The organism is Streptomyces sp. NPDC046931 (assembly GCF_040644655.1).
Lineage (GTDB): Bacteria > Actinomycetota > Actinomycetes > Streptomycetales > Streptomycetaceae > Streptomyces.
In genome coordinates, this window is the sequence record NZ_JBEYWX010000001.1 from 840,147 (window position 1) to 862,248 (window position 22,102).

General features: G+C 71.5%; 21 protein-coding genes and 1 pseudogene. 5 read left to right on the top strand and 17 right to left on the bottom strand.

The window, feature by feature from the left end; all coding sequences use genetic code 11:
• Window positions 1-38 precede the first annotated feature (38 nt).
• The 3 genes and pseudogenes from ABZ876_RS03860 to ABZ876_RS03870 all read right to left on the bottom strand — a co-directional run.
• A pseudogene (locus tag ABZ876_RS03860) lies at window positions 39-456 on the bottom strand (FAD-dependent oxidoreductase); the annotation flags it as partial.
• Window positions 447-968 (bottom strand): hypothetical protein, encoded by a 522-nt coding sequence (locus ABZ876_RS03865; RefSeq protein ID WP_361773718.1) that lies wholly within the window; start codon window positions 966-968, stop codon window positions 447-449. The gene ABZ876_RS03865 and the pseudogene ABZ876_RS03860, both read right to left, overlap by 10 nt.
• Window positions 969-1,039: 71 nt before the next feature.
• Window positions 1,040-2,374 carry a geranylgeranyl reductase family protein gene (locus ABZ876_RS03870; protein WP_361773721.1) on the bottom strand — a complete coding sequence of 445 codons (1,335 nt, stop codon included), beginning with the start codon at window positions 2,372-2,374 and terminating at the stop codon, window positions 1,040-1,042.
• 49 nt (window positions 2,375-2,423) lie between these two features.
• On the opposite strand from ABZ876_RS03870, the gene ABZ876_RS03875 reads away from it, so the two are divergent.
• On the top strand, window positions 2,424-2,930 hold the full coding sequence (locus ABZ876_RS03875) for a GNAT family N-acetyltransferase (RefSeq protein WP_361773724.1): 507 nt from the start codon (window positions 2,424-2,426) through the stop codon (window positions 2,928-2,930).
• 93 nt (window positions 2,931-3,023) lie between these two features.
• Window positions 3,024-3,362, top strand: coding sequence for a PASTA domain-containing protein (locus ABZ876_RS03880; protein ID WP_361773727.1), 339 nt, complete (start codon window positions 3,024-3,026; stop codon window positions 3,360-3,362).
• A gap of 107 nt (window positions 3,363-3,469) precedes the next feature.
• Here the strand turns inward: ABZ876_RS03880 and ABZ876_RS03885 are convergent, their stop codons facing one another.
• The 6 genes from ABZ876_RS03885 to ABZ876_RS03910 form a co-directional block, all read right to left on the bottom strand.
• Window positions 3,470-4,165: a demethylmenaquinone methyltransferase gene (locus ABZ876_RS03885; protein ID WP_361773730.1), complete on the bottom strand. Its 696-nt coding sequence runs from the start codon at window positions 4,163-4,165 to the stop codon at window positions 3,470-3,472.
• A gap of 48 nt (window positions 4,166-4,213) precedes the next feature.
• Entirely contained in the window at window positions 4,214-4,819 is a 606-nt protein-coding gene (locus ABZ876_RS03890; protein WP_361773733.1) for a hypothetical protein, read from the bottom strand.
• A 7-nt stretch (window positions 4,820-4,826) separates the two neighbouring features.
• Complete coding sequence (mqnC, locus tag ABZ876_RS03895; protein ID WP_361773736.1) at window positions 4,827-6,041, bottom strand: cyclic dehypoxanthinyl futalosine synthase; 1,215 nt, start codon at window positions 6,039-6,041, stop codon at window positions 4,827-4,829.
• Window positions 6,042-6,111: 70 nt separating this feature from the next.
• Complete coding sequence (locus tag ABZ876_RS03900) at window positions 6,112-6,837, bottom strand: prepilin peptidase (protein WP_361773739.1); 726 nt, start codon at window positions 6,835-6,837, stop codon at window positions 6,112-6,114.
• Window positions 6,838-6,887: 50 nt separating this feature from the next.
• Window positions 6,888-8,630, bottom strand: coding sequence for a serine/threonine-protein kinase (locus ABZ876_RS03905; protein WP_361773742.1), 1,743 nt, complete (start codon window positions 8,628-8,630; stop codon window positions 6,888-6,890).
• A 57-nt stretch (window positions 8,631-8,687) separates the two neighbouring features.
• On the bottom strand, window positions 8,688-9,536 hold the full coding sequence (locus ABZ876_RS03910) for a menaquinone biosynthesis protein (protein ID WP_361773745.1): 849 nt from the start codon (window positions 9,534-9,536) through the stop codon (window positions 8,688-8,690).
• Between the two features lie 354 nt (window positions 9,537-9,890).
• On the opposite strand from ABZ876_RS03910, the gene ABZ876_RS03915 reads away from it, so the two are divergent.
• Window positions 9,891-10,094 (top strand): cold-shock protein, encoded by a 204-nt coding sequence (locus ABZ876_RS03915; RefSeq protein WP_043442843.1) that lies wholly within the window; start codon window positions 9,891-9,893, stop codon window positions 10,092-10,094.
• 336 nt (window positions 10,095-10,430) lie between these two features.
• Here the strand turns inward: ABZ876_RS03915 and ABZ876_RS03920 are convergent, their stop codons facing one another.
• Entirely contained in the window at window positions 10,431-11,225 is a 795-nt protein-coding gene (locus ABZ876_RS03920; protein ID WP_361773748.1) for a hypothetical protein, read from the bottom strand.
• A gap of 184 nt (window positions 11,226-11,409) precedes the next feature.
• On the opposite strand from ABZ876_RS03920, the gene ABZ876_RS03925 reads away from it, so the two are divergent.
• Window positions 11,410-14,214: an AAA family ATPase gene (locus tag ABZ876_RS03925; RefSeq protein WP_361773751.1), complete on the top strand. Its 2,805-nt coding sequence runs from the start codon at window positions 11,410-11,412 to the stop codon at window positions 14,212-14,214.
• Window positions 14,215-14,299: 85 nt separating this feature from the next.
• Here the strand turns inward: ABZ876_RS03925 and ABZ876_RS03930 are convergent, their stop codons facing one another.
• On the bottom strand, window positions 14,300-16,237 hold the full coding sequence (locus ABZ876_RS03930) for an AMP-binding protein (protein WP_361773754.1): 1,938 nt from the start codon (window positions 16,235-16,237) through the stop codon (window positions 14,300-14,302).
• Window positions 16,238-16,773: 536 nt separating this feature from the next.
• Here ABZ876_RS03930 and ABZ876_RS03935 point away from each other — a divergent pair.
• Complete coding sequence (locus ABZ876_RS03935; RefSeq protein WP_361773757.1) at window positions 16,774-17,835, top strand: YihY/virulence factor BrkB family protein; 1,062 nt, start codon at window positions 16,774-16,776, stop codon at window positions 17,833-17,835.
• 53 nt (window positions 17,836-17,888) lie between these two features.
• On the opposite strand, the gene ABZ876_RS03940 is transcribed toward ABZ876_RS03935, so the two are convergent.
• The 6 genes from ABZ876_RS03940 to ABZ876_RS03965 all read right to left on the bottom strand — a co-directional run bounded on the left by ABZ876_RS03940 (window position 17,889) and on the right by ABZ876_RS03965 (window position 22,101).
• Window positions 17,889-18,188: a DUF4229 domain-containing protein gene (locus tag ABZ876_RS03940; protein ID WP_361773759.1), complete on the bottom strand. Its 300-nt coding sequence runs from the start codon at window positions 18,186-18,188 to the stop codon at window positions 17,889-17,891.
• A gap of 121 nt (window positions 18,189-18,309) precedes the next feature.
• Window positions 18,310-18,834, bottom strand: a complete 525-nt coding sequence (locus tag ABZ876_RS03945) for a GNAT family N-acetyltransferase (protein WP_361773762.1) — start codon at window positions 18,832-18,834, stop codon at window positions 18,310-18,312.
• Between the two features lie 74 nt (window positions 18,835-18,908).
• Window positions 18,909-20,072, bottom strand: a complete 1,164-nt coding sequence (gene mqnE / locus ABZ876_RS03950) for an aminofutalosine synthase MqnE (RefSeq protein WP_361773765.1) — start codon at window positions 20,070-20,072, stop codon at window positions 18,909-18,911.
• 113 nt (window positions 20,073-20,185) lie between these two features.
• Window positions 20,186-20,641, bottom strand: a complete 456-nt coding sequence (locus ABZ876_RS03955) for an Lrp/AsnC family transcriptional regulator (RefSeq protein WP_361773768.1) — start codon at window positions 20,639-20,641, stop codon at window positions 20,186-20,188.
• 124 nt (window positions 20,642-20,765) lie between these two features.
• Window positions 20,766-21,449, bottom strand: coding sequence for a UbiX family flavin prenyltransferase (locus tag ABZ876_RS03960; protein ID WP_361773771.1), 684 nt, complete (start codon window positions 21,447-21,449; stop codon window positions 20,766-20,768).
• Between the two features lie 79 nt (window positions 21,450-21,528).
• A complete protein-coding gene (locus tag ABZ876_RS03965; protein WP_361773774.1) occupies window positions 21,529-22,101 on the bottom strand; it encodes a Uma2 family endonuclease in 573 nt (190 codons plus the stop codon).
• Window position 22,102: the final 1 nt, after the last annotated feature.

The window sequence follows — 22,102 nt, forward strand, 5'->3', positions numbered from 1 at the left end:
GGCGCCGGCTCATGCCATCCCTTCACCCACCCGTACCCTCACCCGAGGTCGAAGGTGTTCGGCAGACCGAGGCGGTAGCGGACCTCGTCGACGCGCTTGAGGGGCTCCAGCTCCGGCGGGCGGTACAGCTCCCAGATCCGGCAGCGCTCGGCGGCCGAACCGTCCGCGTCCAGTAGTGCGTTGACGGCCCGGCGCGCCGACTCGTTGGCGCCCTCCATGGTCGCCAGGTCGACATCGGTGCGGACGTAGTCGCCCGCGAGGAAGAAGTTCCGAACGGCGGTCCGCGCCGACGGGCGGTTGTAGAGCGTGCCCGTGGGATGGATCAGGAGCGGCTCACGGTTCCGCGTGGTCCGGGCCGCCCAGCCCGGTCACCGCCGGGTCCATGAACCAGCCCAGCCGGTCGGCGTCCGTGAGCGTCGTCCTGCCGGAGCCGTTCAGGGCGTCCTTCAGCTGCGCCTCGTGGCCGCCGACCTCAAGGCATTCGGCCCCGTCTGCGCCGAAGCGCGGCGGCAGGCGGAACAGGAGTGGTAAGCAAACGTCTCGAGATCAAGGCCAAGAGCGAGGGCACGCTCGTCCCCGACGCCCAAGGACTCTCGCTGCACGTCGACGGCGACGAAGGGATGCGAGCGCGCATCGAGGTCGCTCAGCAGAGCGGCAGACGAGTGGCGCTGTCCGCCCTGACGTCCTTGGAAGTACGCCGAACCGGAGAGGCCGCCGAGCGGCTCCAGTTCCTGCCGTCCCGGTTCGACGTAAAACCTGTCGACGAGGCGGTGACAAACGCCGCGGCCAAGCTGCTGGACGCCTCGGGCCTTGACGGACGCGAATGCCTCGTGGACGCCCTCGTGGTGGCCACGGCCGCGCTCTGCACGCCCCCGGTGCTTGCTCGTCACATCCGACAAGTCGCACATCCCGGCGCTGTGCAAGGCTGCCGAGGAACTCCCCGGCTCGCCGAAGGTGAAGATCGTCAACGTCTGAGAGTTCAACCGGCGCCCCACGCCGGGCCGCTCGGCCTTCTGCCGCGCGACCCGGCCTTGAATGATCAGGCTTTGGGTGCGACCTTCGACAGGCCGTTGATGATCCGGTCCATCGCGTCGCCGCCCGTCGGGTCCGTCAGGTTGGCCAGCAGCTTCAGCGTGAACTTCATCAGCATCGGGTGCGTCAGTCCCCGCTGCGCCGCGATCTTCATCACCTTCGGGTTGCCGATCAGCTTCACGAAGGCGCGGCCCAGCGTGTAGTAGCCGCCGTAGGTGTCCTTGAGGATCTTCGGGTAGTTGTGCAGGGCCATTTCGCGCTGGGCGGGGGTGGCACGGGCCAGGGCCTGGACGATGACGTCCGCGGCGATCTGGCCCGACTCCATGGCGTACGCGATGCCTTCACCGTTGAAGGGGTTCACCAGTCCGCCCGCGTCACCGACGAGCAGCAGGCCCTTGGTGTAGTGCGGCTGGCGGTTGAAGGCCATGGGCAGGGCGGCACCGCGGATGGGGCCGGTCATGTTTTCGGGGGTGTAGCCCCAGTCCTCGGGCATCGACGCGCACCACGCCTTGAGCACCTCGCGCCAGTCCAGCTCCTTGAAGGAGTCCGAGGTGTTCAGGACGCCCAGGCCGACGTTGCTCGTGCCGTCGCCCATGCCGAAGATCCAGCCGTAGCCCGGCAGCAGCCGCTCCTGGCCGCCGCGCCGGTCCCACAGCTCCAGCCAGGACTCCAGGTAGTCGTCCTCGTGGCGCGGGGACGTGAAGTACGTACGGACCGCGACGCCCATCGGACGGTCCTCGCGGCGGTGCAGGCCCATCGCCAGGGAGAGCCGGGTGGAGTTGCCGTCCGCCGCGACGACGAGCGGCGCGTGGAAGGTGACCTCGCGCTTCTCCTCGCCCAGCTTGGCCGTGACGCCGGTGATACGGCCGGTGCGGTCGTCGACGACCGGGCCGCTGACATTGCAGCGTTCGTACAGGCGCGCCCCCGCCTTCTGCGCCTGCCGGGCCAGCTGCTCGTCGAAGTCGTCGCGCTTGCGGACGAGTCCGTAGTTCGGGTAGGAGGCGAGTTCCGGCCAGTCCAGCTGGAGGCGGACGCCGCCGCCGACGATCCGCAGGCCCTTGTTGCGCAGCCAGCCGGCCTCCTCGGAGATGTCGATGCCCATCGCCACGAGCTGCTTGACGGCGCGCGGGGTGAGACCGTCGCCGCAGACCTTCTCCCTGGGGAATTCGGTCTTCTCCAGCAGGAGGACGTCGAGCCCGGCCCTGGCCAGGTGGTACGCGGTCGTGGAGCCGGCTGGCCCCGCGCCCACGACGATCACATCGGCGGTGTTCTCGGAGAGGGGCTCGGTCACGGCGGGATCTCCCCCAAGTTCGAAATCTGCGTGCCGACGGGCACTGGACATGGGCAGTCTATGCAGCAGAATCGATCACCCGGCTGAAGGGCTGCCCCCCGTGAACCGAGCTCTCCCCGTAGTACGGTTGCGCGTTCCCACCGACGAGGACGCCGTCGCCTGGCACCGGGTCTTCGACCACCCGGACGTGATGGAGTTCCACGGCGGCAGGTCCGCGGAGCTGTCCGTCTACGAGGAGCTCACCGCGCGCCAGCGCCGGCACGACGCCGAGCACGGCTTCTGCCTGTGGACCGTGCTCGATGAATCCGGTCGGGTCATCGGTTTCACGGGAGCCCAGCCGTGGCCGCAGGAGTGGGGGCCGCGGGGCGAGATCGAGATCGGCTGGCGGCTGGGGCGGGAGCACTGGGGCAAGGGGTATGTCACGGCGGCCGCGCGGATGACCCTGGAGCGGGTGCGCGCGGCGGGGGTGAACGGCGTGGTGGCCATGGTCAACGCCCGTAACGCCCGCTCGATCGCGGTCACCCGGCGGTTGGGCATGAGTCTCGCCGAGGTCTTCACGACACCGGTGTCACAGCAGGAGGCGCACTGCTACCGGCTGGCGTGGTGACAGTGCGTATCCGATTGTTACGGAAAGAAACGCGACGCTTCCGGGTGACGTCGTCGGCCGGTTACCCTTCCAGTACCGCTGGGGGTGACATCTTTGCCTATAACACCCAAAACACCCGAAGTGCGCGTGCCGCGGCTGGTCGGTCTGATGGCGATGGATGCACGCGAGACCGCCGAGAAGCAGGGGGTGGCCCTCGCCGCTCCCGACCGGCCGGACTTCCATCACACCGTCGTCGACTACGTCGTACGCCAATATCCCCTGCCCGGCGCCGAGGTGCCGCGCGGTGCCGTGGTCACCGTGTGGTTCGACCTCGCCGAGGGCGAGGGCGGCGGAGGAGCCGGGGTCCGCGAGCCACGGCTGCCCATTCCGCCGCCGGGCGGACTGCGCCGCGAACTCGACGAGCCGGGAGGCAGGTTCGAGGTGCTCAGGTGAGCCAGGCCCCCGGCCGGCCCTGAGCGTCGGCGGCCTGCCCGGTCGGCCGGAGCCGAGTGCCACGGGGTTCCCGGCTCGGCCTGACCCGAGCGCAGGGGGTTGCCGGGTCAGCCGGTCTTGAACCCCCGGTGCAGCGCGACGATGCCACCGGTCAGGTTGCGCCAGGCCACACCGGACCAGCCTGCCGTGCGCAGCCGTTCGGCGAGGGCCGGCTGGTCGGGCCAGGCGCGGATGGACTCGGCGAGGTAGACGTACGCCTCCGGGTTGGACGACACCGCGCGGGCCACCGGCGGCAGCGCGCGCATCAGGTACTCGGTGTAGACGGTGCGGAAGGGCGCCCACGTGGGATGCGAGAACTCGCAGATCACAACGCGCCCGCCCGGCTTGGTCACCCGGTACAGCTCGCGCAGCGCCGCGTCGGTGTCCTGCACGTTGCGCAGCCCGAAGGAGATCGTCACAGCGTCGAAGACGTCGTCCCGGAACGGCAGCCGCGTGGCGTCGCCCGCCGTGAACGGCATCCAGGGGTGCCGCCGCTTGCCGACCCGGAGCATCCCGAGCGAGAAGTCGCAGGGCACCACGTAGGCCCCGGCGCGGGTGAAGGGCAGCGACGAGGTCGCCGTGCCCGCCGCCAGGTCCAGGACCTTCTGCGCGGGCCGCGCGTCGACCGCCTTCGCGACCTCCTTGCGCCACACCCGGTCCTGGCCCAGCGACAGCAGGTCGTTCGTCAGGTCGTACCGTTCCGCCACGTCGTCGAACATCGAGGCGACTTGGTGCGGCTGCTTGTCCAGGGATGCGCGGGTCACGCTCCCCATTGTGGCAGCAGGGGGTACGGCGACACGGCAGCGGGGCGTTCAGCGGCGGCGGTAGACCAGGCGGCCGGCCACGACGGTCGCCAGGCACGTACCGGATCCGCGCTCCGTCAGCTCCGCCTCGTCCGCGACGTCGAACACGGCGAAACGGGCCGCGGAGCCGCGCTCGCGCGCGGGCGGGAACTCCAGCGGCAGGCCGCAGGCGCACGGGTCGAGGGAGGGAACACCGGCGGGGCGCCCCAGCCGGCCCACGATCCCCAGTCCGGTGCGCCGGACGGCGTCCTGGACCGCGCGGTTGCGCAGCGGCTCACAGGCCGCCGCGACCGTGCCGTGCGCCAGCATCCGCTGCACCCCGCGCCGGGCGCTCGCGCCCCAGCGGACGTCGTCCAGGTCCAGCGCCGCCAGCGCGTCCCCGGTCAGCGGCTCGGTGCCCAGCCGGTCGGCCTCCCGCGGATCCGGGTGGTACTCCTCCTCCAGCAGCTCGGTGCCATGGAGGTTGACGAGCCCCGATGTGAGAATGCCGGGCCACTCCCGCACGCGCGCCGACGGATGCGCGGCGACGACCTCCTCCAGCGGCCCGGCGTCCGCGATCCACTCGCCGCGGACGGCGAGCGCACGGCCCCTGGAATCGGCGTGGATCGTCAGCATCCGGGGCCTAGTTGGAGGCGAGCAGCTTCAGCTCGGGATGGGCCGTGCCGCCCTCGATCGCCGTCGAAGAGATATGGGACACGACCCGCTCGTCGGCGGGGTCGTTCGCCGGGTCGTCGTGGACGACGAGGTGCTCGTACGTCGTCGAGCGCTGCGCCGGCACCCGTCCCGCCTTGCGGATCAGGTCGATGATCTCCTGACGGTTGGAGCGGTGCTTGGCCCCGGCCGAGGAGACGACGTTCTCCTCCAGCATGATCGAGCCGAGGTCGTCCGCGCCGTAGTGCAGGGACAGCTGGCCGATCTCCTTGCCGGTGGTCAGCCAGGAGCCCTGGATGTGCCGGACGTTGTCCAGGAAGAGGCGGGCGATCGCGATCATCCGCAGGTACTCGAAGAGGGTCGCCTGGGTGCGGCCCTTCAGATGGTTGTTCTCGGGCTGGTAGGTGTACGGGATGAAGGCCCGGAAGCCGCCCGTGCGGTCCTGGACGTCACGGATCATCCGCAGATGCTCGATGCGCTCGGCGTTGGTCTCGCCGGTGCCCATGAGCATGGTGGACGTGGACTCGACGCCCAGGTTGTGCGCGGTCTCCATGATCTCCAGCCAGCGCTCACCGCTCTCCTTCAGGGGCGCGATCGCCTTGCGGGGCCGCTCGGGCAGGAGTTCGGCGCCGGCTCCGGCGAAGGAGTCCAGCCCGGCCGCGTGGATCCGGGTGATTGCCTCCTCCACGCCGACGCCCGAGATCCGGGCCATGTGCTCGACCTCGGACGCCCCCAGGCTGTGGATGACCAGCTGCGGGAAGGCCTCCTTGATGGCGCGGAAGTGCTTCTCGTAGTACTCGACGCCGTAGTCCGGGTGGTGGCCGCCCTGGAACATGATCTGGGTGCCGCCGAGTTCGACGGTCTCGGCGCACCGGCGCAGGATGTCGTCGAGGTCCCGGGTCCAGCCCTTGGCGGTGTCCTTGGGGGCCGCGTAGAAGGCGCAGAACCTGCACGCCGTCACACAGACGTTCGTGTAGTTGATGTTCCGCTCGATGATGTACGTCGCAATGTGCTCGACACCGGCGTAGTTACGGCGGCGTACGGCGTCGGCGGCGGAGCCCAACGCATGCAGCGGCGCGTCCCGGTAGAGGACCAGCGCTTCTTCGGGAGTGATCCGCCCACCGGCTGCCGCACGGTCGAGGACGGCTGTGACGTCAATGGGCGTGAGGTCGGCCTTCTCGGTCACCGGGCGTCCCTTTCGTAAGGGTTGTGGACAGACCGGACCAGCCTACGCCAGGGGTTTTGGCGGGCCGACGTCAGGCCGCGTGCGCACCCGTCAGCAGTCCCACCAAGGCGCCGGCGATGAGGAACGGCCCGAAGGGGATCGCAGTGCGCCGCCCGGCCCGGCGCGCGAGAACGAGCCCGAGCCCGTACAGCCCGCCGAAGAGAAACCCGGCGAAGGTGCCGAGGACCACGGTCGGCCAGCCGTACCAGCCGAGCATCCCGCCGAGCCCGAGGGCGAGCTTGACGTCGCCGAAGCCCATGCCGTTCGGGTTGACGAAAAAGAGCACGCAGTACGCGCCGCCGAGCGCGAGGGCCCCGAGGAGCGCGGTACGCCAGTGCCCCGCGTGCCCGGGCAGGGCCGCGGCGGCCGCGAGCAGGACCAGCGCGGCCGCCGCGAGCGGCAGGGTGAGCACGTCCGGCAGCCGCTGGACCCGGAAGTCGACGAGCGTCAGCAACACACCGGCAGGGGCGAGCAGCAGCCAGACGGCGAGCTCGGGGCGGGTGCCGGTGGCAAGGGCGAGGGCGCCGCAGACCACGGCGGTGGCCATGCACACCAGGGCGGTCCCGGGGCCGTATGGCCGCCCGTCGGCGCACCGGGCCCGTCCGACCCACCCGTCGATCGGGTGCCCGTCCGGGCACCGGTCCCGCCACGGCTGCTCGGGCTCGACGCAGAGCCGGTACGCGGCCCGGGGCACCAGCACACCGACGCCCGCACCCCACACCGCGGCACCGGCGGCCACCCAGAGGTCCAGATCCACGCGCTCAGGGTAAGCGCGGAAGGACACCCCCGACTGGCCTTGCCGGTGGGCTAGTTGACCTTCCCCATCCGCGAAGTCGGGTTCCCGGCATCCGCGTTGTCCGTCTCGTACCGAAGGTCGGCGCCGGCGGGTGTGAGGCGGACCTCGTGGCTTCCGGTCGTACACGTCGACGGATTGGACTTCCGTGCGACGCTCGTGGCGACGAGCTGCCGCGCCGAGGCCCGCTTCAGGAACAGTACGTCGTCGCAGACGCCGCCGAGCTGGTCGGTGGACCGGAAGGTGCCGATCTCGCCGCCGACGGCCGCCTCGCGAAGGGTGACGCGGAATGTGCCCGCGGGCAGCGTGCCGCCGAGCGCGAGGGCGTCACCCTCCCAGGTGCCGAGGTAGAAGGGGGGCACGGCGGATTCCCCGGCCGCCGGCTGCGACGCGCTTGCCGAGCGGGCCGGGGAGCTGGGGGCTCCTCCGGCGGCGCTGCCCCCGCCGGAGGAGCCGCCGTCGAACAGACCGAAGACGAAGTGGGACCCGACCGTCACCGCGGCCAGCGCTCCCGCCACCGCGAGGGCGACCGTGCAGCTCAGGCGCCGGCCACGGCCGCCGGATCCGGGCACGGAGGTCGCGGCGAGGCTCACGGAGAGCTTTCCGGGACCGTCCGCGGTGTCGGGTACGGCGTCCTCGGGCCGCGCCTCGGGCACGGGGGCGAGCGGGGTGGCAGGGGCCGGAGGAACGGTCATGACGGGCGGAGGTCCGAAGGCCCCCGAGGGCGGCGACCCGAACCGGCCCTCGGATACCGGCACTTCGGGCGTCGAGGAGGACGAGCCCGCAAATGCCGTGGCCGCCGCGGGCGGCTCGCCCAGCGACGCCCTGCTGAAGTCCACCGGTCCCGAGGGCGGTGGCCCCGACGCCTCCAGGTTCAGCAGCTGTACGGCCTTGCGGCTGACCTGTTCCACCAGCGGGCCCGGCAGCCAGCCGCCGGTCACCAGGCGGGCCGCGCCCTGCGGTGCGAGCCTGCCGGCCACCTCCTGCGGAGCGGGCCGGGCGGCCGGGTCCTTGACGAGGCAGGCGGCCACGAGCTCCCGCAACTCGCCTTCGACGCCGTCGAGTTCCGGTTCCTCGTGGACGACCTTGTACAGCAGAGCGGCCGAGGAGTCGCCGGGGAACGGGGAGCGACCGGTCGCCGCGTACGCCAGCACCGCGCCCAGCGAGAAGACGTCCGCCGCGCCGGTGACGCCCTTGCCCAGGATCTGCTCGGGGGACATGTAGCCGGGCGAGCCGACCGAGACGCCCGTGGAGGTCAGCGACGCCGTCCCGTCCATCGCCCGGGCGATGCCGAAGTCGATCAGGAGGGGGCCGTCGAGGGTCAGCAGGACGTTGGACGGCTTCACGTCCCGGTGCACCAGGCCGAGACCGTGCACCGCGGACAGCGCCTCCGCCAGGCCCGCTCCCAGCGCCCGCACCGAATGCGGGGGCAGCGGCCCGCCGTCCGTCACCGCGGCGGCCAGGGACGGCCCCGCCGCGTATCCGGTCGCGACCCACGGCACCGGCGCCTCGGGGTCCGCGTCGAGCACGGGCGCGGTCCAGGCCCCGCCGACCCGCCGCGCGGCCTCCACCTCGCGGCGGAACCTCGCACGGAACTCCTCGTCCAGCGCGAAGTGCGGGTGCACGACCTTGACCGCGACCGTGCGCCCGCCCGCGCTGCGCCCGAGGTAGACACGGCCCATCCCGCCCGAGCCGAGCCTGCCGAGCAGTCGGTAGGGCCCGACCGCGGTGGGTTCTCCGGCCTCCAGCGGCTGCATGGCGCCACTCCTCCCCCGTACGACTTCCCAGCAGGGTAGTGCCCACGGGGGAGCCCGCTACGGCTTCAGGAGGTCGACCTTCACGTCCGCCGGGAAGCCCGTGGTCGGCCCGACCCGCCGGGCGAACTCGGCGACCGCCTCCAGCTGCGGGCCCCCGAAGCGGAAGTCGAGCGTCGTGAAGTACTGCTCCAGCACCTGCGCGTCGAAGGCCTCCCAGCGGGCTGCCTGTTCGGCGACCTTGACGACCTCCTCCAGGGACAGGTTGCGGGAGGCCAGGAACGCCTCGTGCACCCGCCGGGTGGAGTCCGGCTCGCGCTCCAGGTAGTCGCGGCGGGCGGCCCACACCGCGAAGACGAACGGCAGGCCCGTCCATTCCTTCCACAGTGCGCCGAGGTCGTGCACGGCGAGGCCGTAGCGCGGGCCGTCGTGGAGGTTGGCGCGCAGGGCGGCGTCGCCGATGAGGACCGCGGCCTCCGCCTCCTGCATCATCAGGCTGAGGTCGGGCGGGCAGGTGTAGTAGTCCGGCGTCACCCCGTACCGCTCGGCGAGCAGCAGCTGGGCGAGGCGTACGGAGGTCCGCGAGGTGGAGCCGAGGGCGACGCGGGCGCCGTCGAGCCGGTCCAGCGGGAGCTGGGAGACGATCACGCAGGACATCACGGGGCCGTCGCAGCCCACCGCGATATCGGGGAAGGCGACCAGGTCGTCGGCATTTCTGAGGAACTCGACCAGGGTGATCGGGCCGATGTCGAGATCGCCCCGCACCAGCTGCTCGCTGAGCTTCTCGGGGGTGTCCTTGGTCAGCTCCAGGTCCAGGAGCGTTCCGGTTCTCGCGAGCCCCCAGTACAGGGGCAGGCAGTTCAGGAACTGAATGTGGCCGACGCGCGGCCGGGTGCGAGAATTGTCCACATCGCGAGACTAGACCCCGTGCGGTACGGTGCTTGCTTCAGGGTGCCCGAGCGACTTAAGGACACCTCCCGGATCGCTGGAGTCAACCCCGTGTCCAGCATGCGACACTGTTGCGTCAGTTCAGCTCACACCCGTTCAAACATTTGGGTGAAGTGATCTTGGCCTCTATTGCTTCCGGCTGCCCGCGTGCTAGGCTCGCCGCAAGTTGCAGTTTGGTTTCCTTGCAGTACAGAGCCTGCGGAGCATGTGACCGCGGGCTCTCGTCGTTCCCGAGACGTGCAGTTGTGCGGCGCTTCAGTTTTCACACTTGCAGGTTCTGGAGCAGGGCAAACCCTTTGGGCCCAAGGAGGGCTTATGGCTACCGGAACCGTGAAGTGGTTCAACGCCGAAAAGGGCTTTGGTTTCATCGCCCAGGAAGGCGGCGGCCCCGACGTCTTCGTCCACTACTCCGCGATCAATGCGAACGGCTTCCGCTCGCTTGAGGAGAACCAGCAGGTGAGCTTCGACGTGACCCAGGGCCCGAAGGGCCCCCAGGCGGAGAACGTCACGGCCATCTGAGTCGCTGAACCGGAGTTTCGGCCTTCGGTTCCAGGCCTCCGGCTCACGGCCTTCCGGCCCAGAGTCCGATGCTTGATCCGGAACGGAAGCAGTACCCAAGGAGCCCCGCGCGCCGACCGGCGCAGGGGGCTCCTGCTTTTTTGCGCCGCCGTCCTTTTCCAGCCGGCCCGCATATCCCTCATGACCCCCGGGCCACAGGCCAATGCCCTCCGATGTCCCACAGGCCCCAGAGATCCCAAAGGCCACAGGAGACACAGGGGGCCATAGGTCCCAGAGGTCCCAGAGGTCCCAAAGATCATAAAAGTCCCACAGGCCCTGTAAGAATCGCCCCTGGCCTCAGCTCGACGACCAAAGGATCCGCTGCGGGGGCCGGGATCCGAGTGACAGGGCCTCCAGGACCCGCCGGGTCTTCGTCCCCTCCTCCGGGCCGGGATCCAGGCCCTGCCTGCGCAGGAGGGCCGTCAGGGACGCCTGGACGACCTCCGCCCCCTCGGGCGGCACCCGCTCGGAGACCTCCAGCCAGCGCAGGGGCCGCGGACCGTCCAGGGTCCAGCTCTCCAGGTTCACCTCATGGTGGTCGAGGCGTACGCCGTCCCAGCGCACGGAGTGCACCGGCCCCAGTACGTCCAGTGGCCCGCAGCCGAGCCGCACGTCCGCGCAGTCGGCCAGGAACGCCCGCTGCCGCTCCGACAGGGCCCAGGACGGCGGCTGCGCACCGGACGCCACGGCCTCGACCGCGTCACTGCCGCAGTCGGTCGTGAAGGACGCCGACAGCGTCCGGTGCTCCCCCGACCAGTCGCCCGTCAGGCCGAAGGAATCCGGCCCCTGCCCCCGGAAACCCAGCCACCGCTCGCCGATCCGGGACCGCCGGCACGGCCGCAGCCTGGCCGTGACGTCACCGCCTCGCCCGCCCCCGTCCCGCAGCCGCAGGATCACCCCCGCATCCGACAGCGGCAGTTCACCGGGTACCCGGGAGCGGGCGAGGGCCTCACAGAAGTAGACGCGGCGCCGGGCCCCCCCGTGGTCCGGCGCCAGCGTCCCGATCGCGGCGGCCGCGCCGGCGTCCGAGAACGTCACCTTGATCTCGATCGAGTCGAGCCTCGGTCCTGCTCCCGCTGATGCCGTCGGCATCGGCCCTTCCCCCGCTCCGCGATCCGTCTTCGCCTGCCTCATTCCGGTGTGGTGCGAGCACCATTCAAGTCCCCCGCCGTTGCGCCCGCTTCGGGGAAGTCCCTGCACCTGTGTCCGCGTTCACCCTTCTTGACCCACCCGTCGTGCCCCATGATGGACGTGGGCGGGCGCCAGGGGGTGGCACATGCGAGGGGGACCTCCGCAGCGGGTCGAGAGCACGGCGGGGCAGCGGACACCGGCCGGTTTCGTCGGTCGCGAGCGCGAGCGCGGACTGATGGACGACCTGCTCGTGGCGGGTGCGGACGGTGGGGCGGCCCTGCTGCTGTGGGGCGAGCCCGGGATCGGCAAGACGGCCCTGCTGGACTACGCGGCCCAACAGGCAGGCCGGCGGGCGACCGTCCTGCGGGCCCGGGGCATCGAGACCGAGACCGTCCTGCCGTTCGCCGTCCTGGGCGATCTGCTCATGCCGCATTCCTCCCTTTTCAGGGATCTCCCCGAGGCCCAGCGCTCCGCCCTGGAGGGGTCCCTCGCGCTGTCCGGCCAGGCCCCGGGCAATCCGTACGCGGCCTGCATGGGCGCCCTCAACGTGCTCGCCGCCCTGGGCGACCGGCACCCGGTGGTGGTCCTGGTCGACGACCTGCACTGGGTGGACCCGTCCTCCCAGCGTGTCCTGCTGTTCGTCGCCCGCCGCCTGTCCTGCGAACGGGTCGCGCTCGCGCTGTCCTCGCGCGAGGACCACGGCGAGTCGGGCGAACGCCGGAGCATCCCCGCCGTGCAGGTGGGCGGGCTCGCGACGGCCGAGTGCGCGGCGCTGCTGGCGGAGGCGGGCCGTCGGGTAGCCCCCGCGGTCCTCGGCGAACTCGTACGGATCAGCGGGGGCAACCCCCTGGCCCTGCGCGAGATGGCGTCCGGCCTGACGCCGGAACAGGCGCGCGGGGAGCAGCCGCTGCCCGCCCCGCCCTCGCTGGGCCGCCATCTCGAACGGGCCTGGGCGGCCCGGATGGACGATCTTCCCGACACCGCGCGCCGGGCCCTGGCGGTGCTCGCCGCGAGCCGCTCCACGGCCGCCGGCACCCTGCGCAAGGCCCTGGAGGTGGCCGGCCTGTCCCTGGAGGCGCTGTCCCCCGCGGAACAGGCGGGCCTGGTCCGGGCCACCCTCGACGGCCTGGACTTCCACCACCCCGTGCTGCGCCCGCTGGTCCTCACCCGGGCTCCGCTCGCCCACCGCTTCGCCGCCTTCCACGCCCTCGCGGCGGTGAGCACGGGCGCGCTGCACGCCTGGTACCGGGCGGCGGCCAGCGCGGGCCCCGACGAGGAGGCCGCGGCGGCGCTGGCCGAAGCGGCCCTGGAGGCGCGCCGCCGCAGCGCGTACGGGGAGTCCGCGCTGGCCTGGCGCCGCGCCGCCGAGCTGACCCCCGAGGCCGCGGTGCGCGCCGAGCGGCTCCACCGCGCCGCCTCCGACGCCCTGCTGAGCGGATCGCCGTACGGCCCGCCGTGGTGCGAGGAAGCCCTGCGGATCACGCCCGACGCGGCGATGCGCGCGGACATCCAGGCCCTGCTGGGCCGGATGTACACCTGGAAGGGGGAGCCGGCCCGGGCGTACGGCCTGCTGCTGGACGCCGCCGACGCCGTACGCGCGACCGATCCCGCGCGCGCCTGCGTCCTGCTGGCCGAGGCGACCGCCCCCGCCCGCCTGGACGGGCATGTCCCGGCGGCGATCAGGGTCGCCGAGCAGTCCGTGGCGCTCGCCGCGCCCAGGGGCCGGGACCGCTGGCTGAGCCAGACCATGCTCGGCGCGGCGCTCGTCATGGCCGGGCAGGTGGCGCGGGGCACGGCGATGCTTCGGGCCGCCGACCGGGACGGCGCCGGGGACCCCGTACGCGACCAGCCGGTGTACGCGATCGCCGGGCAGGCGTGGAGCAGGGCGGAGGAGTTCGCCCGGGGGCGCCGGCTGCTCAACACGGCGGTGGAGTCGGCGCGCCGCCACAGCGCGGTGGGCGTGCTGGCCTTCACCCTGGCGGTGCGCGGCGAGCTGGAGACCCGCATCGGCCAGTGGGCCTCGGCGCGCGGCGACCTGACCGAGTCCCTGCGCTGGGCGGAGGAGCTGGGCCAGCTCACCTGCGTCAGCTACACCCTGTACGGCCTCGCCCGACTGGAGGCGCTGCGCGGTGACCGGGTGGCCGTCGAGGAACATGTGGCGCACGCGCGCCGGGAGTGCGGGACACACGGCATCGGCTGCCAGGAGTTCCATCTGACGGCGGTCCTCGGGCTGGCGGCCCTGACCCACGGTGACCATGAGACGGCCGCCGGCCAGCTGGAACAGACCCTGGCCCTGGCACGGGAACAGGGCGTCGGCAACCCGGAGGTCGTCCCGTTCGCGTCCGACCTGGCGGAGGCACAGCTGCGGGCCGGCCACCCGGACCGGGCCGACAGGGTGACGGCCTGGCTGGAGGAACGGGCCCGGGAGACGGGCCTGGCGTCGGCGGAGGCGGCCGCCGCCCGCTGCCGGGGCCTGCTGGCGCCCACGCCCGAGGAGGCGGAGGCGCACTTCGCCCGCGCGCTGGACGCCCATGGACGCACCACGGGGCCCTTCGACCTCGCCCGCACGCAGCTGTGCGAGGCGGAGGTACTGCGCCGCCACCGCCGCCCGGCCGCCGCCCGCGCCCCCCTGACGGCCGCCCTGGCCTGCTTCCAGCGGCTGGGCGCGGAGCCCTGGGCGCGGCGGGCGGCCAGCGAACTGGCCGCCACGGGCGGCACCGTGACGGCCGGCCGGCCGACGGCGGGCGACGCGCTCTCCCTGCTGACACCGCAGGAGTTCCAGGTGTCCCGGGCGGTGGCCCGGGGACTGAACAACGTGGAGGCGGCGGCGTCGCTGTTCGTTTCCCGCAAGACGGTGGAGGCGCACCTCACCCGTATCTACCGCAAGTTGCAGGTCCGCTCCCGTACCGACCTGACCCGCCTGCTGACGGCCGCGGGCCTGCTCGACTGAGCCGTCATGGCCGTGGCGGTCGCGGCTGCCACTCCACCGGCGGCTCCGGCGGGAAGCGGCGGATCGTCTCCGTGCCCCAGCGGATCTAGGGCGCGTACAGCCCCTCCACCTCCCGGGCGAACTCCCGCAGGATCGTCTCCCGGCGGAGCTTCATCGACGGGGTCAGGTGGCCCGCCTCCTCGGTGAAGTCCACGGGGAGGACCGCGAAGCGGCGGATCGACTCGGGGCGGGAGACCAGCTTGTTCGCCTCGTCCACCGCGCATTGCAGGACCCGGTGCAACTCCTCGTCGTCACGGAGGAGTTCGGGAGGCACCGGGTGCTTGCCGATCATCTGGCGCCAGTGCACGATCCCCTCCGGGTCCAGGGTGATCAGTGCGGTGACGTAGGGGCGGCCGTCGCCGAGGACGAGGCACTGGGAGATCAGGGGGTGGGAGCGGAGCCAGTTCTCCAGGGGCGCCGGGGCCACGTTCTTGCCGCCCGCGGTGATCAGGATCTCCTTCTTCCTGCCCGTGATCGCGAGGTAGCCCTCGTCGTCCAGGCGGCCGATGTCGCCCGTGGGGAACCAGCCGTCGGGACCGGCCGGGACCACCCCGCCCGCGCGAGGATCCCAGTAGCCGCGGAAGACCTGGCCGCCGGAGAGCAGCACCTCACCGTCCGCCGCGATGCGCACCCGTGTGCCGGGCAGCGGCCAGCCCACCGTGCCGAGCCGGGGTTTGAGCGGTGGGGTCACGGTGGCCGCGCCGGTCGTCTCCGTCAGGCCGTACCCCTCGTAGATCCCTATGCCGGCGCCCGCGTAGAAGGCGGCGAGGCGGTGGCCCAGCGGGGAGCCGCCGCAGATGACATGGCGGACCCTGCCACCCAGGGCGTTGCGGATACGGCGGTAGACGAGGGGATCGTAGAAGGCGCGGGCCGTCTTCAGGGCGCGGCTCGGGCCGGGGCCGGTGCCGTGCTGCCGGGCCTCCGTCGCCTCGCCGTAGCGGCGGGCCACGTCCGCCGCACGGTCGAACAGCGCCGCCCGGCCGCCGCGTTCGGCGGCGGCCCGCGCGTTGTTGTAGACCTTCTCCAGTATGTACGGAATGGCCAGCAGGAAGGTCGGCCGGAAGCTCGCCAGGTCGGCCAGCAGGTCCCGCGCCTGGAGGCTCGGCGCGTGGCCGAGCCGTACCCGGGCGCGGATGCACGCGACCGCCACCATCCGGCCGAAGACGTGCGACAGGGGCAGGAACAGCAGCGTCGACGGCTCCTCGCTGCTCCTCGCGCTGAAGATGGGGTGGAGGAGTTCGGTGGCGTTGTCGACCTCGGCGAGGAAGTTGCCGTGTGTCAGCGCGCAGCCCTTGGGGCGGCCCGTCGTACCCGAGGTGTAGACGAGGGTGGCCAGGGTGTCCGGGCCCAGAACGCCCCTGCGTACAAAGACCTCCTGGTCCGGGAGCGGCTGCCCCAGTTCCGCCAGGCGGTCGACATGCCCCTTCTCCATCACCCACACATGGCGCAGGTCGGGCATGTGGGGGCGCTCCGGGCCGAGGGCCGCCGCCTGGCCGACCGTCTCCGTCACCAGGGCCACGACGCCCGCGTCCTGGAGGATCCAGCGGGTCTGGAAGACGGAGGATGTGGGGTAGACGGGGACCGTCACCAGGCCCGCCGCCCAGGCCGCGAAGTCCAGCAGCGTCCATTCGTACGCCGTGCGCGCCATGACGGCGATCCGGTCGCCCGGCATCAGGCCCTCGCCGATCAGTCCCTTCGCCACGGAGAGGACCTGCTCGGCGAACTGAGCAGCCGTCACGTCCGTCCACTCGCCGTCCGCGTCACGGCGGCTGAGGACCCGGTGGCCCGGCGCCTCGGCCGCGTTCTCGAACGGCAGGTCGGCGAGCGAGCCATGGGTCACCTGCGGCACCAGCGGAGGCACATACGCCTCCCGCACCTCACCGTTCAGCCGCCGGATCTCCGGCTCCACGAGCACCGGGCCGCGGTCGTGGTCGAGATCGGCCGGGGCCGTGGGGATGGGTACCGACGAGTACGAGATGGGCATGGGCAGCTCCTGGGGCCTGCAGCGGTGCACTGCTTCGCTGCATGAAGTACGCGCTGGGCGCACGGAGACGTTCATCGGCGGTGCGGCTCGCTGTTACCACCGGTTAGGACCCGGATCGTACGGGGCCCGCGTGGGGAGTCTGTACGGGTTCGGGGATGGTCCGGGGACAGGCGTGTGCAGCCTCCGCGTCAACCTCCGCCGGGAGGCCGCCCGGGCGCGTGAGAACCGCATGTCCGGACCCGGTCCTCCGCCCTGGCATGGCCATACCCACGGTCACCCCAGGAGTGAGCCCCCACGCACCACCCGGGAGTCGGCAATTCCGGGCGGAAACCTTCACGGCCGGGGCGGAAAACCGGCGGGGTCACCTCCCGGGGAGGCAGGACTCACCTCCCGGAAAGGCCGGAATCGTCTACGGGAAAAGCGCCCGGAACATCGACCGGAAGCCAGGACCGACCCTGCCGGAACCCTGCGGAGACCCATCGCCGACGCGGCCCGGACTCCGCATGGGTCCAGCTCAGGGGGGTACGGGGAGATACATGAGTGTGCTGGCCCGTCTGGACGGGTACCAGCGACGGCATCGCTGGGCGGGCTTTTCTCTGGCCGTGGCCTACAAGTTCTTCGACGACCAGGCCGCATATCTGACCGCGCTTTTGACGTACTACGGTTTTCTGTCCCTGTTCCCGCTGCTGCTCTTCCTCGTGGCCCTGCTCGGTTCCATACTCAGCGGCAACCCGCACCTCCAGCAGGCGCTGCTGAATTCGGCACTGAGCGAGTTCCCGGTGATCGGCGACCAGCTCGGTCACAACATCCACTCCTTCCACGGAAGTGGTGTCGCCCTCGGCGTGGGTATCGCTGTCAGTCTCTACGGCGCCCTGGGCATCGCGCAGGCCGCCCAGCTCGCCCTGAACAAGATCTTCGCGGTGCCCCGCCACGCCCGTCCCGATCCGCTGCGCTCGCGGCTGAAGGGCCTGAAGTTCCTGTCGCTGCTCGCGCTCGGGCTCTGTGTCACCACGGCCCTGTCCGCCGGTGAGTCCGCGGCCAGCGTGTTCGGCGCCCGGCTGGCGGTCGGTGTGCGGGTCGCCGCCGCGGCCGTGGCCGTCGTGCTCAACGCCTGTCTGCTGATGCTGAGCTACCGCATCCTGGCGCGCCGCCGGTTGCCGGTACGCCTGATGTACGCCCCGGCCCTCGCCGGTGCCTGCGCCTGGCAGGTGCTCCAGTGGGGCGGCTCGTACTACGTCGGCCACGTCCTGAAGGGCACCACGGCGACGTACGGGTTCTTCGGGATCGTGCTCGGCCTGATCGCCTGGCTCTACCTCGGCGCGCTGGTGTACCTCGGCACGGCGGAGATCTGTGCGGTGCGGTGCCTGCGGCTGTGGCCCCGCAGCCTGCTGAGCCCGTTCACCGATCGTGTCCACCTCAGCCCGGGGGATCTGCGCGCCTACCGGTCGTACGCGGCGACGCAGTCCTTCAAGGGCTTCGAGAAGATCACGGTCCACTTCGACCGGCCCCCGCACCAGCCCACGGACGGCGACGGCCAGGAGGGACACCCGCCCACCGACGGCGACGGCCAGGAGGGACACCCGCCGGGGGGCACCTAGTCGTGGTCCGGGGGCGGCCAGGAACGGCGGCCCGCCGCGGGGCGGGCGTCAGCTCACGAGGTCTGGCGCTGGGTGCGCGCCGCGTCGTCGGCCCCGTCCTCCTGGGCGCGGTTCGCGTCGAGTCCGGCCTTCATACGGTCGACCTTCTGCGCGACCTGCACGGAGGCCCGGTCGCGCTCTCCACGGAGCAGCACGAAGCTGATCGGGGCCGAGATCACCATGGCGAGCAGGACGATCCACAGGCCGTTGGAGGCACCGAGGCCGCGCGGGGCGAGGCCGGAGTAGACGAGGCCCCAGACGACGACGAGGCAGCCCGCGAAGATACCGAGGCGCATCAGCGTGTAGCGGAGCATCTCTATCCACTCTTCCGTTCCGTGGGAATCCCCCTGTTGGTCACCGTCCAGTGAAGCACGCGCGGCGCCTGATCTTGCAGGGGGGTGCGGCGCACCGGCCGGCCGGACCGCACCGGCGGGGTCATCCCAGGGGCAGCACCATCGTGATGTCGTCCCGGTCGTCGCCGGGCGCCACCCGGATCGCCCCGGGCACCCGGCCCACCTCCTTGTAGCCGCACGAACCGTAGAAGTGCTCGAGACCGAGGCCGCCGCGGCAGGTGAGCCGTATCGCCTCGACGCCCTCGAAGCCGCGGGCCGCGTCCGCGGCGGCGGCCAGCAGGTCGCGGCCGTAGCCCTTGCCCTGGTGCCGGGGGTGCACCATCACCGTGTAGAGCCACAGCCAGTGCGTCATCAGCCGGTGCGTGTTGAAGGTGAGGAACGCGCTTGCGGCCACCCGCCCCTCCGCCTCGTACCCGACGAGCAGCCGGGTGCGCCCCTCGCTCATCGCAGACAGATGCCGGACCAGCTCCGGCCGTACCACCTCCCGGGTGACCGGCGGCACGAATCCGACGGCCCCGTCGGCGTTGGAGACATCCGTCCACAGATCGAGCACGCCGTCGCGCAGGGCAGGGGTGACGGCGGGATCGAGAGCGAAGGTAAGGGGCATGGCGCGAGGCTATCTATTACCTCATTTGGGGTTCAAGCAGGTGTGGCGCCCCTCACCCCCACTCACTGGAGGGGTCAGATCCGCATCGGCTGGGGCTCGTCGCGGCGCGCCGGGTCCGGGCCCTCGTACTCGCGGATGATCTCGTACCGCGTGTTCCGCTCCACCGGGCGGAAACCCGCGTCACGGATCAGGTCCAGCAGGTCCTCACGGGTCAGCTTGTTCGGCGTGCCGTAGTTGTCCGCGTCGTGCGTGATCTTGTACTCGACGACCGAGCCGTCCATGTCGTCCGCACCGTGCTGGAGGGCCAGCTGCGCGGTCTGCACACCGTGCATCACCCAGAAGACCTTGACGTGCTGGATGTTGTCGAAGAGCAGACGGGAGACCGCGAAGGTCTTCAGTGCCTCCGCGCCCGTCGCCATCTGGGTGCGCGCCTGAAGGCGGTTGCGGACCTTGCCGTCCTTCAGGTCCACGAAGTCGTGCTGGTAGCGCAGCGGGATGAAGACCTGGAATCCGCCCGTCTCGTCCTGCAGCTCACGCAGCCGCAGTACGTGGTCCACGCGGTGGCGCGGCTCCTCGATATGGCCGTACAGCATGGTGCACGGGGTCTTCAGACCCTTCTCGTGCGCCAGGCGGTGAATGCGCGACCAGTCCTCCCAGTGGGTCCTGTGGTCGACGATGTGCTGCCGGACCTCCCAGTCGAAGATCTCGGCACCGCCGCCGGTGAGCGACTCCAGACCGGCGTCGATCAGTTCGTCGAGGATCTCGGACGCCGAAAGACCGGAGATCGTCTCGAAGTGGTGGATCTCCGTCGCCGTGAACGCCTTCAGCGAGACGTTCGGCAGGGCGGCCTTCAGCTCGCGCAGCGAGCGCGGGTAGTAACGCCACGGCAGGTTCGGGTGAAGGCCGTTGACGATGTGCAGTTCGGTGAGGTTCTCGGACTCCATCGCCTTGGCGAGCTTGACCGCCTCCTCGATGCGCATCGTGTACGCGTCCTTCTCGCCCGGCTTGCGCTGGAACGAGCAGTACGCGCAGGACGCGGTGCACACGTTCGTCATGTTGAGGTGACGGTTGACGTTGAAGTGGACCACGTCACCGTTCTTGCGGGTCCGTACCTCGTGCGCGAGGCCGCCGAGCCAGGCCAGATCGTCCGACTCGTACAGCGCGATGCCGTCCTCGCGGGTCAGCCGCTCACCGGCCCGGACCTTGTCCTCCAGCTCACGCTTGAGCCCGACATCCATGCTTCTGCCTCTCCCTCAGGACAAACCCACCCCACCGTACCCTTCGCCGTCCGGGCGGACGGCGCCCCCCACCCGGCGTCCCCACCCGGCGCACTGCACCCGGCGCTTCTCGCCTAGTGGGTCTCCGGAAGCTCCCCCACCCGGTTCTCCCACTTGGTGGACAGCACGATCGTGGTCCGCGTACGGGAGACACCCTTGGTACCGGACAGCCTGCGGATGGTCTTCTCCAGGCCGTCCACGTCGGTCACGCGCACCTTGAGCATGAACGAGTCGTCGCCGGCGATGAACCAGCAGTCCTCGATCTCCTGAAGGTCCTTCAGCCGGTGCGCCACGTCCTCGTGGTCGGCGGCGTCGGAGAGCGAGATACCGATGAGGGCGGTGACCCCGAGGCCGAGGGAGGCGGCGTTGACGGTCGCACGGTAACCGGTGATGACGCCGGCCGCCTCGAGGCGGTTGATGCGATCGGTGACGCTGGGCCCGGACAGGCCGACGAGGCGTCCCAGCTCCGCGTAGGAGGCCCGACCGTTCTCCCTCAGGGCCTGGATGAGCTGCCTGTCCACCGCGTCCATGCGATCGATGCCTTCCACTGAAGAGGTCTGAAGAGATCTGAAGAGGTACGAAAAGGTCTGATGAGGTCTGCCGGGGCCCCGGAAGTGAGGGGGTTACCGCTGTCGGCCGACGTGCGGCCGGCCCTCAGGTCGTACGGCTTCCGCCGCCCAGCTCGCCCTTCCAGCGACGGTAGAGCCGGTGTTCGACGCCCACCGCGTCGAGCGCCCGCCCCGCCACGAAGTCCACCAGGTCCTGGATGTGCGTGGCCCCGGCGTAGAAGGCGGGCGAGGCGGGCACCACGACCGCGCCCGCGTCGTCCAGCGTCACCAGGTGCCGCAGCGTCTGACCGTTCAGCGGGGCCTCCCGTACGGCCACGACCAGCGGGCGGCCCTCCTTCAGCGTCACGCTCGCCGCCCGTTGCAGCAGGTCCTTCGACAGCCCGAGCGCAACCCCCGCCACGCTCGCCGTCGAGGCCGGCACGATCAGCATCCCCTTGGCCGGGTACGACCCCGAGGACGGCCCGGCGGCCAGGTCACCGGCGCTCCAGTGCCGCACCCCCGTGATGTCCACGTCGAAGGTCCCGGGTTTCCCGTCGGCGCCGCGGGACAGCCAGGCCCGCAGGTCGTCCTGCCAGTGTGCGTCCCGGAACGGCAGGCCCGTCTCGTCGAGGAGCGTGAGCCGCGAGGCCCGGCTGACCACGAGATCGACGCTCTGGCCCGCGTCGAGGAGCCCGCGCAGCACGGCGGCGGCATAAGGGGTGCCCGAAGCACCCGAAACCCCCACGATCCAAGGCGTGCGCGGCGTCTCTCCTGGCTTGACTGGGTTCACGCCCCCGAGCCTATCCGGCGCCACGCGCGGGGGACGGGCCAAGGTCCCGGCTGAGCGGGCGGTGTGGCCCGGGCCTGGGTCAGGACCGGTCGCGCGCCTTCGGGTCCACCGGCAGGCGGCCGGTCTCCAGCGTCAGCTTGCCGAGCGGGGAGTCGACGGTCAGGTCGGGGCCGTACGGGATGACGTCACGGCCGCGGTAGCCGTCGGACGCGGGGTTCCACATCGTGACGACATGGCCCTTGAGCGGGTCGAGTACCAGGTAGTTGGCGATGCCCCGGGAGGCGTACCAGCGGGGTTTGACCTCGTAGTCGCGGCGGACGCTTTCCGGGGAGACCACCTCGGCGACGAGCTCGATCAGGTCGGCCGGGTACACACTGCGATTCTCGGCCTCCGCCTCGGCCGGGATGACCGCGATGTCCGGGCAGAACTCATTGGCGTCATCGAACGGGAACGCCACATCGCTCACCAGGGCCCACGCCGGCGGCAGCTGCGTCTCGAGGAGTGCCCACACCCGCTGGATCGTCTTCCCGTGGAAAGGCCTGACCGGGTTCATCACGATGCTGCCCTCGACAATTTCCGTCACATAGCCGGGGAACATGTCCTCCAGCTTGCTCAGCTGCGAGTGCAGGCGGTCGATGCCCGAGACGGTCACG